Source organism: Bradyrhizobium sp. JR4.3 (genome assembly GCF_040547695.1).
Taxonomy (GTDB): Bacteria; Pseudomonadota; Alphaproteobacteria; order Rhizobiales; family Xanthobacteraceae; genus Bradyrhizobium; species Bradyrhizobium canariense.
Map to the genome: position 1 here is coordinate 48,477 of NZ_JBEPQF010000022.1, position 12,634 is coordinate 61,110.

The 12,634-nt window shown below is 63.9% G+C and carries 8 protein-coding genes; 4 read left to right on the forward strand and 4 right to left on the reverse strand.

The genetic code is table 11. The annotated features are described in order from the left end of the window. Positions 1-43 precede the first annotated feature (43 nt). Complete coding sequence (locus tag ABIB91_RS28625; protein ID WP_354169526.1) at positions 44-1,216, forward strand: M20 aminoacylase family protein; 1,173 nt, start codon at positions 44-46, stop codon at positions 1,214-1,216. 170 nt (positions 1,217-1,386) lie between these two features. Here ABIB91_RS28625 and ABIB91_RS28630 read toward each other — a convergent pair whose 3' ends face one another. The 3 genes from ABIB91_RS28630 to ABIB91_RS28640 form a co-directional block, all read right to left on the reverse strand. Then, a complete protein-coding gene (locus ABIB91_RS28630; RefSeq protein ID WP_219684815.1) occupies positions 1,387-3,015 on the reverse strand; it encodes an inorganic phosphate transporter in 1,629 nt (542 codons plus the stop codon). A gap of 98 nt (positions 3,016-3,113) precedes the next feature. Next, on the reverse strand, positions 3,114-4,556 hold the full coding sequence (locus tag ABIB91_RS28635; protein ID WP_354169523.1) for a UdgX family uracil-DNA binding protein: 1,443 nt from the start codon (positions 4,554-4,556) through the stop codon (positions 3,114-3,116). Further along, positions 4,556-5,791, reverse strand: a complete 1,236-nt coding sequence (locus ABIB91_RS28640; protein ID WP_354169521.1) for a putative DNA modification/repair radical SAM protein — start codon at positions 5,789-5,791, stop codon at positions 4,556-4,558. Before ABIB91_RS28640 ends, ABIB91_RS28635 begins: the two co-directional genes overlap by 1 nt. Before the next feature lie 163 nt (positions 5,792-5,954). Between ABIB91_RS28640 and ABIB91_RS28645 the strand changes: the two genes are divergently transcribed. From ABIB91_RS28645 to ABIB91_RS28655, 3 genes are read left to right on the forward strand one after another with little or no spacing between them, the layout of a single operon-like run. Continuing rightward, on the forward strand, positions 5,955-6,743 hold the full coding sequence (locus tag ABIB91_RS28645; protein ID WP_354169519.1) for an ImuA family protein: 789 nt from the start codon (positions 5,955-5,957) through the stop codon (positions 6,741-6,743). Beyond that, positions 6,640-8,232 (forward strand): Y-family DNA polymerase, encoded by a 1,593-nt coding sequence (locus ABIB91_RS28650; protein ID WP_035993090.1) that lies wholly within the window; start codon positions 6,640-6,642, stop codon positions 8,230-8,232. Before ABIB91_RS28645 ends, ABIB91_RS28650 begins: the two co-directional genes overlap by 104 nt. Next, positions 8,229-11,597, forward strand: a complete 3,369-nt coding sequence (locus ABIB91_RS28655; protein ID WP_354169517.1) for an error-prone DNA polymerase — start codon at positions 8,229-8,231, stop codon at positions 11,595-11,597. The genes ABIB91_RS28650 and ABIB91_RS28655 overlap by 4 nt, the downstream gene beginning before the upstream one ends. A 171-nt stretch (positions 11,598-11,768) precedes the next feature. Here the strand turns inward: ABIB91_RS28655 and ABIB91_RS28660 are convergent, their stop codons facing one another. Continuing rightward, complete coding sequence (locus ABIB91_RS28660) at positions 11,769-12,539, reverse strand: SDR family NAD(P)-dependent oxidoreductase (RefSeq protein ID WP_354169515.1); 771 nt, start codon at positions 12,537-12,539, stop codon at positions 11,769-11,771. Positions 12,540-12,634: the final 95 nt, after the last annotated feature.

Sequence of the window (12,634 nt, forward strand, 5' to 3'; positions counted from 1 at the left end):
CCTGCTCCACCGAGGGAGGTGTCAGTCAGGATCCAGGAAAGCCATGCCCGTCGTGAACCGCGTCGTCGACTTTCGACCCGACATCCAGACCTGGCGGCGGGACATTCACCAGCATCCGGAGCTGCTGTACGACGTTCACCGGACCGCAGCCTTCGTGGCGGAATGCCTGCGCGACTTCCGCTGCGACGAGGTCGTGACCGGCATCGGCCAGACCGGCGTCGTCGGCGTGATCAAGGGCAAGCGGCCGGCGAGCGCCGATATCAAGGTGATCGGTCTGCGCGCCGACATGGACGCGCTGCCGATCCAGGAGCAGACCAGCCTGCCTTACGCCTCGAAGATTCCGGGCAAGATGCACGCCTGCGGCCACGACGGCCACACCGCGATGCTGCTGGGTGCAGCCCGTTACCTGGCCGAGACCCGCAACTTCGCCGGCGATGCGATCGTGATCTTTCAGCCCGCCGAGGAGGGCGGTGCCGGCGGCGCGGCCATGGTCAAGGATGGACTCATGGAGCGTTTCGCCATCGATCAGGTCTACGGCATGCACAACGCCCCCGGCATTCCGATCGGGGCGTTCGCGATCCGGCAGGGCCCGATCATGGCGGCGACCGATGCGGTCGACATTAGGATCGAGGGCCTCGGCGGCCACGCGGCGCGTCCGCACAATTGCGTCGATCCCGTTCTGGTCGGCGCGCAGGTGATCACGGCCCTGCAGTCGATCGTCGCGCGCAGCGTCGATCCGTTGGACGCGGCCGTCATCTCGATCTGCGAATTTCACGCCGGCAACACCCGCAACGTCATTCCGCAAACGGCGGAGTTGAAAGGCACGATCCGCCTGCTGACCGCGGAGGCGCGCAAGCTCGTGGAGAAGCGCGTGCGCGAAATCGTGGCCGGCGTGGCCCAGATCAGTGGCGCCAAGATCGACCTGCGCTACAACAACAGTTATCCCGTGACCAACAACCACGCGGCACCGACCGAGGTGGCGCGTCGGATCGCCAAACAGGTCGTCGGAGACGCCAAAGTGTACGAGATGCCGCCGCAAATGGCCGGCGAGGACTTCGCCTACATGCTGGAAGCGCGGCCCGGCGCCCTTATCTTCTGCGGCAATGGCGACAGCGCCGGCCTGCATCACCCCGCCTATGATTTCAACGACGAGGCGATCGTTTACGGTACGTCGTACTGGGTCAAGCTGGTCGAGGAAGCGCTCGCGGCATCGTAAGACTCTTACTTCACCTCGCCCGGCTTGCTGGGAGAGGTCGGAATTCAAGCGCAGCTTGAATTCCGGGTGAGGGGACTCTCCGCGAGTCCGTCTCTCACCGTGATCGCGGAAGCGGCCCCTCACCCGAACCCTCTCCCCGTAAGAACGGGGAGAGGGAGTGGAGAGATCTTTCAGAAGATCCGCGAGAAGATCACGTACAGTGTGCCCGACAGCAGGATGGCGACCGGCAGGGTCAGCACCCAGGCCATCACCATGTTCCTGATGGTGGCGACCTGGAGACCCGAACCGTTCGCGGCCATGGTGCCGGCGACGCCGGACGACAGCACGTGGGTGGTCGAGACCGGCAGGCCGAACACGTCGGCGGCGCCGATCGTGGCCGCGGCGACGAGCTCGGCGGAAGCGCCCTGCGCGTAGGTCAGGTGGGTCTTGCCGATCTTCTCACCGACGGTCACGACGATGCGCTTCCAGCCGATCATGGTGCCGAGGCCGAGCGCGATTGCGACCGCAACCTTCACCCAGGTCGGGATGAACTTGGTCGCGCTGTCGAGCCCGCCCTTGTAGGCGTTCAAGGTCGCGACCTCTTCCTTGCTAAGGTCGTTTTCCTTGTCCTTCATCAGGAAGCGGATCGCTTCCGAGGTCAGGTACATGTCGTTGCGGGTGTTGCCGACGACTTCCGCCGGCACCTTGTTCAGCGAACCGTATTTCGCGACCTGCTCGCCGACATCCTTCACCAGCACTGCCAGCGAAGGATAGGTGCCTTCGCTGATGTGATGGGAGGTGACGTACTGCGTCACCGCGGGACGGGGATCGCCAATGATCGCATGGCCGGCGCCCTTGGCCGCAACCACCTTGGAGGCGGCTTCCGAAATCTTCGCGAACTGGGCGACCTGCGACTCCGGCAATGCGCGATTGAGCGCATAGGCCGTGGGCACAGTGCCGATCAGGATCAGCATGATCAGGCCCATGCCTTTCTGGCCGTCGTTCGAACCATGGGCGAAGCTGACGCCGGTGCAGGTCAGGATCAGCAGGCCGCGAATCCAGATCGGCGGGGCTTTGTTACCCTCAGGAGCGGCATAGAGCGCCGGGTTCTTGATCATCAGCTTGAGCAGCAGCAGCAGGCCGGCGGCGCAGACGAAGCCGACCAGCGGCGACAGCAGGAGCGCATAGCCGATCTCCGTGGCCTTGCCCCAGTCCACGCCCGAGGTGCCGTCGCGGCCGCGCATCAGCGCGTTCGCAACGCCGACGCCGATGATCGAGCCGATCAGCGTGTGCGAGGAGGAGGCCGGCAGGCCGAAATACCAGGTGCCGAGGTTCCAAAGGATCGCGGCGATCAGCAGCGCGAACACCATCGCGAAACCGGCGCTGGAGCCGACCTGCAGGATCAGCTCGACCGGCAGCAGCGAAACGATGCCGAAGGCGACGGCGCCGGACGAGAGCAGCACGCCGAGGAAGTTGAAGAAGCCCGACCACATCACCGCGACTTCGGCCGGCAGCGAGTGGGTGTAGATCACGGTCGCTACCGCGTTGGCGGTGTCGTGGAAACCGTTGACGAATTCGAAGCCGAGCGCGATCAGGAGCGCAACGATAAGGAGGATATAAGGCAGGTAGCTCGTGACCCTGGTGCCGGTCGCATCGACATCGGAATAGATGCTGTAGGCCACGTAGAGCAGGCCCGCGGCGAGGATGCCGAAGAACAGGATCAGTGTCAGCGGATTGAAGCCCTTGTCGAGATTTGGCCGCGAGGCCGGCTGGATCGGCGCGGGATCGGCTACCGCGCGGTCGAATGCAACATCGGTCATGTCTGGACGCCCCTTAACTTTCTGTAAGGGCTATTGTCCCCGATGGATTTGAAGGCTGGATGACAGGCGGCGCCTGAAAGCCGTTTTCCCGCCAGTATTCAGGCGGCGCGCGCGGCTTTCTTCTGCAACCCGGCGGCGATCTTCAAATCTTCGACAAAGCGCTGATATTCCAGCGCTTTGGCCTCCGGATCGGGCAACCGCAGCAGATAGGACGGGTGCACCGTCACCAGCGCCTTGCGGCCGTCGGGCAGGTCTATGAGCCGGCCGCGGTTCTTTCCGATCGGGGTGATCTTGCCGAACACGCTCTGCGCGGCTGTCGCGCCCATCGCGACGATGAGATCGGGCTGGATAATGGAGACCTCCCGCTCATACCACTGTCGGCAGGCCTTTATCTCCGGCGTATTCGGCTTCTGATGCAGGCGGATTTTGCCGCGCGGCACGAATTTGAAGTGCTTCACCGCGTTGGTGACATAGACCTTCTTGCGGTCGACGCCGGCTTCCTGCAGCGCCCGGTCGAGCATCTGGCCGGCCGGACCGACGAAGGGATGGCCGGCGAGGTCTTCCTTGTCGCCGGGCTGTTCGCCGACCAGCATGATATTGGCGGACTTCGGGCCTTCGCCGAATACGGTCTGGGTCGCGTCCTTGTACAGATGGCAGGCGCGGCAATGGGCGGCCTCCTCGCGGAGCGCATCGAGGTCGTCGGCTGCGGTCTTGCGTTTCATCGGAGCCTCCGGCCGCCTTTGAGGCTTGTGCGGATCGGTTGCGGCATTGGCGATCATGGCGCCGGTCATGCGCTCGGCGTCCTCGATCAAGGGCTTAATGATCGAAGCCTCGGGCAGGTTCCTCCAATATTTCTTCGGCATCTCCGTTTGCATCGCCTTCACCTTCAGGCGGGCCGGATTGAAGGTGCTGGCGTAGTAACGCCGCCAGGTTTCCTCCAGCCGGTCTTCGCCCGGCGCCTCGCTCTTGTCGACGCCAGACGTGAACGAGAGCGCGTGGCCGTCCCAATGCGCGCAGAGGTCCGGCGTCAGGATCGACCAGGGCATGTCGGCAAAGCGCTTGGCGAAGAACGGCGCGGCGAGCTCGACGATATGATGCTCGGGCTCGAACCAGGCGACGTAGTGTGCTTCGCGTTCCCTGCCGATCTCGCGGAAGCGCACGAAAGCATGCATCTTGTGCTCGTCGCGGTAGACCGTCTTTGCCATGGCCGTGACTTGCGCAACATCGGGATCGGTCGCGACCTCTATGAGGTCGTGATTGTCCTTCAGCCGAAACAGCAGGCGATAGAGGACCGCGAAACGCTCGGGATCGCGATGCAGGATCGCGGCCTTGGCGAGCTCGACGAATCTTGCAGGCACGTTGAAGGTGCCATCGCCACCCGCCGGCAGCGGTGCCGGCGACAGTGGCGCGAACAGTTCCGCTTCGCCGCCCTGTACGGCCCAGGTGATGTCGGCCGGATTCACCTGGTGAAGCACGAGGCTACGCGCGGCTTTACGCCAGCCATCGAAATCGGTTTCGTTCTCGAGGGTGATGTACTGCATCAGAAGCCAAATCCCAGTTGTGTTGCCTTCGGCTTGAACCGTTCGATCAGCCGTGCCTCGTCGAGGCGATGCGGCGTGGGCCGGTGATCGCTGAGGACGATGAACGGCAGCGCCTTGTTGCGGGGCACATGCAGCCGCGCGAGATCGGCGACGCGGATGGTGGTCGTGCGGCGCGCCGCGATGATGCGCTCGACCGCCTTGGTGCCGAAGCCTGGCACGCGCAACAATTCCTCGCGGCTGGCGCGGTTGACGTCGAGCGGGAAACGGTCGCGGTGGCGTAATGCCCAGGCGAGTTTTGGATCGATGTCGAGCGGCAGCATCGCACTGTCGTCGACGATCTCGCCGACGTCGAAGCCGTAGAACCGCATCAGCCAGTCGGCCTGGTAGAGACGGTGCTCGCGCAGCAAGGGCGGCGCGCGCAGAGGTAGCGCGCGGCTGGCATCGGGGATCGGGCTGAATGCGGAATAATAGACGCGCCTCAGCCGGTATGAACCGTAGAGATTGGCGCTGGTGTGGAGGATGGTGTGGTCGGAGGCTGCGTCGGCGCCGACGATCATCTGCGTGCTCTGGCCGGCCGGCGCAAAGCGCTGCGGCTTGGCTTTCGTCTTCGCGCTGCGGCTTTCCTCGGCCTCGTCCAGCTTCAGCCGCAGCCGGCCCATGGTGCGGCGGATCGCGCGCACGTCTTTCTCGGGCGCGAATTGCTGCAGGCTCGTCTCCTGCGGCATCTCGATGTTGATGGAGAGACGGTCGGCATATTTGCCGGCCTCGGAGATCAATGCATCGTCGGCCTCGGGAATAGTCTTGAGATGGATGTAGCCACGGAAGTGATGCTCCTCGCGCAGTTTTCGCGCGACGCTCACCACCTGCTCCATGGTGTAGTCGGGGTTACGGATGATCCCGGAGGAGAGAAACAGTCCTTCGATGTAATTGCGCCGGTAGAAGTCGAGCGTCAGCTTGATCACTTCGTCGATGGTGAAGCGGGCACGTGGCACGTTGGAGGAGGCGCGGTTGACGCAATAGAGGCAGTCGTAATTGCAGGCGTTGGTCAGCAGCACCTTGAGCAGCGAGATACAGCGGCCGTCCGGCGCGTAGGAATGGCAGATACCCATGCCGGGCGCGGTCGAGCCCATGCCCTTGCCGTCGCTGGAATCCCGCCTCTCGGTGCCGCTGGAGGCGCAGGACGCGTCGTACTTGGCGGCGTCCGCCAGGATTTCCAGCTTGCGTTGCACGTCCATATTGGAATCCCTTTGATTCAGCTCACGAATCCCAAGGCCCGCCAATTCGATTGACTCCCGGGGCGTCGTTAGCTTTATATTAGAACATATCATGAACAAATGAGCTAGCCGCTGGTTCTCTTTTTGAGAGCCACCGGCAATCAACCCTTGAGGAGCGGCGTATATGAGCGGCGCACGAACAAGCGCGCTTGCAGCCTTGCGCGGCCAGATCGAGCGCATCGAGACGGCGGAGGTCGTGCATCATCGCGACCGTGTCGCGCTCGGCCACCGCGAGGCCGACAGCGCGCTAAAGGGCGGGCTCGCGCGCGCGGCAATCCACGAGGTGTTTTGCGAGGGACGTCAGGGCGCGACCGCGACCGGCTTTGTCACGGGACTTGCGGGGCGCGTGACGGCACGCAAGCCGCTGCTGTGGGTGCGGCAGGATTTTTCGGAAATTGAAACCGGCGCGCTGTCGATGAGCGGGCTCGCCGAGATCGGTCTCGATCCGCGTCGCATGGTGATGGTGCGCGCTGCCGACGTGGAGAGCGCGCTGCGCACGTCGGCTGATGCACTCGCCTGCGACGCGCTGGGCGCCGTCGTGCTCGAGCTCTGGGGCGAGACGAGGCAGTTCGATCTCGTAGCGAGCCGCAAGCTGACATTGGCTGCGCAGTCTTCCGGTGTCACCGGCTTGCTGCTGCGGATGGCCGCGCAACCTTTGCCCTCGACCGCCGAGACCAGGTGGATGCTGCGCGCGGCGCATTCGCCGCCGGGCACGATGTGGAGTGCCTGGGGTGCGCCGCGCTTCGATGCCGAGCTCCTGCGCAATCGTCATGGCCCGTGTGGCCGGTGGATCATGGAATGGAAATGTGATGAGTGCCAGTTCTCTGAATCGTCGGCGTATCCTCAGCCTGTGGCTGCCGCGCCTGCCCATCGACCGGATCCAGCGGTTCTTCGACGGCGTCGGGCTGGGTAGAACCAATGATCCGAGCATTGTCGTCATCAAGGACAGCAACGCGCTGGTGATCCATGCGCTGGACGAGGCGGCCGAGCGCCTCGGTCTGCATATCGGCCAGCCGCTGGCCAATGCCCGGGCGATGTGTCCTGATTTAAAGGTGTTCGACGCCGATGCCGTGGCCGATGCCAAGACGATCGGCGACATCGCCGACTGGTGCGACCGCTTCACGCCGCTGGTGGCGCTCGATCCGCCGCACGGGCTGTTCCTCGACATCACCGGCTGCGCGCATCTGTTCGGCGGCGAGGCTGCGCTGTTGCAAACCCTTGTCCGTGCCCTCGATCGCCAGGGCTTTGCCGTCAGCGCGGCGGTCGCCGGCACCTCGGTCTGCGCGCGCACGCTGACGCGGCAGGCATCCGGTAGCATCGTTGCCGATGACGGGGAGGCGGCGGCAATCAGCCGGTTTCCGGTGTCCGCGCTTGGTGCGGGTGAGGCCATCACCACCGGCCTGCGCCGCGCCGGCTTGAAGACCATCGGGGATGTGGCCTCGCGAACGCCGAGCGAAATCACGGCGCGGTTTGGTGCACGATTCTCCACACTGCTCGCGCATGCGCTGGGGCAGGGCGATGCGCCGATCAATCCACGAAAGCCGCTGCCCGATTACATCGTGGAGAAACGCTTTGCCGAGCCGATCGCGACCGACACCATGATCGCGATGACGCTGTCGCGCCTGGCGGACACGTTGATCGCGTCGATGGAGAAGCAGGGCAAGGGCGCGCGCCGGCTTGAGGCCACCTTCTTCCGTACCGACGGCGCAGTGCGTGCGATCATGGTCGAGACCGGACGTCCCGTGACGCGGAGCGCGGTCGTCGACCGGCTGTTCCGCGAGCGTCTCGATGCACTCGCCGATCCGCTCGATCCCGGCTTCGGCTTCGACATGGTGCGGCTGTCGGCAAGCCGCACCGAGATCGTGGTGCAGGAGCAGCGCGATCTCGATGCCCATGTCCACGACAATGACGAGCTTGCTGCGCTGATCGACCGCATCGCCGCGCGTATCGGCGGAAAGCGCGTCGTCGTGCACCTGCCTGAGGATACCCATATCCCCGAATGTGCGGTGCTGGCGGCGCCTGCCCAGCATCATCTCGCCGTGGCCATGCAGGCCGAATGGCCCGCGCGCACTGAAAGTGAGCCGCCGCTGCGTCCGTTGCGGCTGTTCGACAAGCCTGAGCCGATCAATGTGCCGTTCGCGACCGTGCCCGACGGCCCGCCGCATCAATTCACCTGGCGCCGCGCGCAGCATGCGGTGGTGCGGGTGGAAGGCCCCGAGCGCATCGCCATGGAATGGTGGCGGCAGGACGGCAAGCAACTGACGCGGGATTATTTCCGTATCGAGGATGCCGAAGGCCTGCGCTTCTGGATCTTTCGCGATGGTCTTTACGAGGGGGAGTGCTTCGACGGCGACGGCAAGCCCGTTCCTCCCGGTTGGTATGTGCACGGTCTCTTCGCATGACTACGCCAGCTTATGCCGAGATCGGCATCACCACGAATTTTTCCTTCCTGCGCGGCGGCTCGGATCCGCGCGCCTATGTGCATCAGGCCAGCAAACTCGGCATTCCCGTGATCGGCATCGCCGACCACAACACGCTCGCCGGCGTGGTGCGCGCCTACAAGGAGCTCGACAATGACGAGGTGCTGCACAAGCCAAAACTTCTGATCGGCGCGCGCATCGTCTTCATCGATGGTACGCCCGATATCCTGGTCTATCCGCGCGACCGCGCCGCCTATGGCCGGCTATGCCAGCTTCTCACCAGGGGCAAGCGCGGCGACGACATCACGCGGATCGCGAAGGGCGAGTGCCATCTCACCTTCGCCGATCTCCTTGCGTTTTCCGAAGGCCAGCTCCTGATCCTGACGCTGCCGCATCGCTTCGATACGGCGCAAGCGCAGGACATCCTCGCCAAGCTGAAGGCAAGTCGCGCCGAGGGCGTGTGGCTGGCGGCGAGCCTGGTCTATCGCGGCGACGATCGCCGTCGCCTCGCGCAGCTCGATGATCTCGCCTCAAAAGAAAAAGTGCCGCTGCTTGCGACCAACGAGGTGCTCTATCACCACCCCGCGCGCCGTCCCCTCCAGGACGTGCTGACCTGCATCCGGGAAAAAACCACGATCGAGGCGGTCGGCCGCAAGCTGGAAGCCAATGCGGAACGATTTCTGAAGACGCCCAGGGAGATGGCGCGGCTATTCCGCGATTTCCCTGAGGCTATCGCAGAGACTATGCGCTTTGCGGACAAGGTCACCTTCTCGCTCGACCAGCTCAAATATCAGTATCCGGACGAGCCGGTGCCGCGGGGCAAGACCGCGCAAGGGCATCTCGAGGATCTGACCTGGGCCGGTGTCGACAAATATTTTGGCGGCAAGATCGACGACAAGCTGCGCGCCACCCTGAAGAAAGAACTCGCGCTGATCGCCGAACTGAAATACGCACATTACTTCCTCACCGTGCACGACATCGTGCATTACGCGCGCAGCCAGAACATTTTGTGCCAGGGGCGGGGATCGGCGGCGAATTCGGCGGTCTGTTACGTGCTCGGCATCACCTCGGTCGACCCGACCAAGGTCGATCTGCTGTTCGAGCGCTTCATCTCCAAGGAGCGGCTGGAGCCGCCTGACATCGACGTCGATTTCGAGCATTCGCGGCGCGAGGAGGTGATGCAATATGTCTATCGGCGTTACGGCCGCCATCGTGCCGCGATCATCGCCACCGTCATTCATTATCGCCCGCGCAGCGCCATCCGCGACGTCGGCAAGGCGCTGGGCCTGACCGAGGACGTCACCGCCGCCCTCGCCGACACCGTCTGGGGAAGCTGGGGCAAGGGCCTCAACGACATGCAGGTCAGGCAGGCCGGCCTCGATCCGCAAAATTCCATGATCAACCTCGCGGTCGAGCTCGCGACCGAGTTGATCGAATTCCCGCGTCATCTGTCCCAACATGTCGGCGGCTATGTGCTCACGCAAGACCGGCTCGACACCTATGTGCCGATCGGCAATGCGGCGATGGATGATCGCACCTTCATCGAATGGGACAAGGACGATGTCGACGCGCTCAGCATGATGAAGGTCGACGTGCTTGCGCTGGGCATGCTGACTTGCATCCGCAAGTGCTTTGATCTGATCGAGCAGCACAAGGGCGAACGCTGGATGCTGGCGAGCGTCCCGCAGGATGATTCCAAAGTCTACGACATGCTGTGCGATGGGGAGTCGCTCGGCGTATTCCAGGTCGAGAGCCGCGCCCAGATGAACATGCTGCCGCGCCTGAAGCCGCGGACCTTCTACGATCTCGTCATTGAGGTCGCGATCGTGCGGCCGGGACCGATCCAGGGCGACATGGTGCATCCGTATTTGCGGCGGCGGAACGGCCTGGAAAAAGTGAGTTATCCGTCGCCGTCACCGGATCATGGCGACAAGGACGAACTTTACAATGTGCTGCACAAAACATTGGGCGTGCCGCTGTTCCAGGAGCAAGCGATGCGCATCGCGATCGAGGCGGCAAAATTCACCTCCGAGGAAGCCAACGGTCTGCGCCGCTCCATGGCGACCTTCCGCAATGTCGGCACCATCGGCCAATACGAGGAGAAGCTGATCGGCAACATGGTCGCGCGCGGCTACGATCCGAACTTCGCCAGGAGCTGCTTCGACCAGATCAAGGGCTTTGGCTCCTACGGTTTTCCGGAGAGCCATGCCGCAAGCTTCGCGCAACTCGTCTACATATCTTCATGGTTGAAATATCATCATCCCGATGCCTTCTGCTGTGGTCTGCTGAACTCGCAGCCGATGGGCTTCTACGCGCCGGCGCAGATCGTCGGCGATGCCCGCAAGAACGGCGTCGAGGTGCGCGAGATCGATGTGTCCTACAGTTTTGCGCAGAGCACGCTGGAGCAGGGAAATGGCGGGTATTGCGCGGTACGTCTCGGCTTCCGCCAGATCGACGGTTTCCACTGGCTGGACGAGGATGAGGAAAGGCTGAAAAGAGCCGCATCCCGGAATGACCATGTGGAGAGAGCGCCCGACTGGGCCGACCGCATCGTCGCCGCCCGCAACCGCCGGCCCTTCACCTCGCTGGAAGACTTCGCCCGCGACACCGGACTGCCCAAGCGCGCGCTGATCCTGCTCGCCGATGCCGACGCCTTCCGCTCGCTCCGGCTCGACCGCCGCGAGGCGCTGTGGCAGGTGCGGCGCCTGCCCGACGATGTGCCGCTGCCGCTGTTCGAGGTGGCTACCGCGCGCGAGCAGCCGGACGAGCACGCCAGGCCGTTGCCGGTGATGCCGCGCGCCGAACAGGTGGTCGCGGACTACCAAACCATTCGCCTTTCGCTCAAAGGCCATCCGATGGAATTTTTGCGCGAGATGTTTACGCGCGAGCGCATCATCGCCTGCAAGGACATCAATCATGACAACGAGCGGCGCCGCGTTCGCTGTGCCGGCGTCGTTCTGGTACGACAGCGGCCGGGCAGCGCCAGCGGCGTCGTGTTCATGACACTGGAGGACGAAACCGGCATCGCCAATGTCGTGGTGTGGCCGAAGATCATGGAGCAGTACCGGAAAGAGGTAATGGGCGCGCGCCTCATCCTGGTCGAGGGCTACATCCAGAGCAGCCCAGAAAAGGTGACGCACCTTATCGCCCAGCGCATGATCGACCGTTCACACGACCTGATCGGGCTTGCCAACGATGCCTTGACCCGCAAGCATCCGGTGCCGGCAGGCGCCGATCTGATCGAACCGCTCAATGACGACCCCCGCGCCCACACGGATGCGCCCGCGCAAAAACTTCGCCACCCCCGCAACGTTCGCATCCTGCCGCCGTCGCGGGATTTCCATTGAAGAATGTAGAGCACTCTGCTGCCACGAGATTGTTGCGACGAGTGCGCGTCACACTCTCGGTGTCATACCCCGCGGAGGCGGGGTATCCAGTACGCCGCGGCTTCACGATTCAACTTCTGTCGCATCGGAATACTGGATCGCCCGGTCAAGCCGGGCGATGACAGCGTGGCCTCAAAAATTCACCCGGTTCGAGATCGCGCCGTCCACCACCAGATTGGAGCCCGTGGTGAACCCCGACACCGGGCTCGCCAGAAATACCGCCGCGCTCGCGATCTCCTGTGGCGTGGCCATGCGGCCGGTGGGGTTACGCTTCATCGCATCATTGTAACGCTCGGGCATGTTCTGCTCGATGGTATTCCAGACGCCGCCCTTGAAATAGACCGTGCCAGGCGAGACCACGTTAACGCGAATCTTCTTCTTCGCATATTGCCGCGCCAGTCCCTTGGCCATGTGGATCAATGCCGCCTTGATCGGGCCGTAGGAGCTCGCCGTGTCCGCTTGCGCCGCGGAGATCGATGAGATGATCACGAAGGCGGCGTCACCGCTGCTCGCACCGCTGGCCTCGAGGAACGGCCGCGCGGCGTCGAACGCATGCACGGCGCCGAGCAGGTCGAGCCGAAAATTCTGTTCCCACGACGCGGCATCATGGCCTTGCGCCATCGCGCCCGCGTTGGAGAACAGCATGTCGATGCCGCCAAGCTCCTTTGCCGCGCCCTCGATCCAGGATTTCAGTGCCGCGCCGTCGGTGACGTCGACCGGGCCGCCGGCCGCGCGGATCCCGCTGGCTTTCAATTCCGTAACGGTGGCGGCAACCTGATCGGCGTTGCGTGCACACACCGCGACATTGCTGCCCTCGCCGGCCAACGTCGCCGCAATCGCTCGCCCGATGCCGCGCGTGCCGCCGAGCACGACGGCGTTCTTGCCCTTGAGACCGAGATCCATTGTTGGTTTTCCTTGTTGTTGGTCGCGCGCTGTCGTCGCGAACAAAGCGGGTGCCTCTCCAACGTCGTGCTGGCGAAAGCCAGGACCCATTACCA

What these genes read in the sequence shown, in the direction of transcription:
- ABIB91_RS28625 (WP_354169526.1), top strand. Translation starts at nt 44, where the DNA reads ATGCCCGTCGTGAACCGCGTCGTCGACTTTCGACCCGACATCCAGACC.
- ABIB91_RS28630 (WP_219684815.1), bottom strand. Translation starts at nt 3,015, where the DNA reads ATGACCGATGTTGCATTCGACCGCGCGGTAGCCGATCCCGCGCCGATC.
- ABIB91_RS28635 (WP_354169523.1), bottom strand. Translation starts at nt 4,556, where the DNA reads ATGCAGTACATCACCCTCGAGAACGAAACCGATTTCGATGGCTGGCGT.
- ABIB91_RS28640 (WP_354169521.1), bottom strand. Translation starts at nt 5,791, where the DNA reads ATGGACGTGCAACGCAAGCTGGAAATCCTGGCGGACGCCGCCAAGTAC.
- ABIB91_RS28645 (WP_354169519.1), top strand. Translation starts at nt 5,955, where the DNA reads ATGAGCGGCGCACGAACAAGCGCGCTTGCAGCCTTGCGCGGCCAGATC.
- ABIB91_RS28650 (WP_035993090.1), top strand. Translation starts at nt 6,640, where the DNA reads ATGAGTGCCAGTTCTCTGAATCGTCGGCGTATCCTCAGCCTGTGGCTG.
- ABIB91_RS28655 (WP_354169517.1), top strand. Translation starts at nt 8,229, where the DNA reads ATGACTACGCCAGCTTATGCCGAGATCGGCATCACCACGAATTTTTCC.
- ABIB91_RS28660 (WP_354169515.1), bottom strand. Translation starts at nt 12,539, where the DNA reads ATGGATCTCGGTCTCAAGGGCAAGAACGCCGTCGTGCTCGGCGGCACG.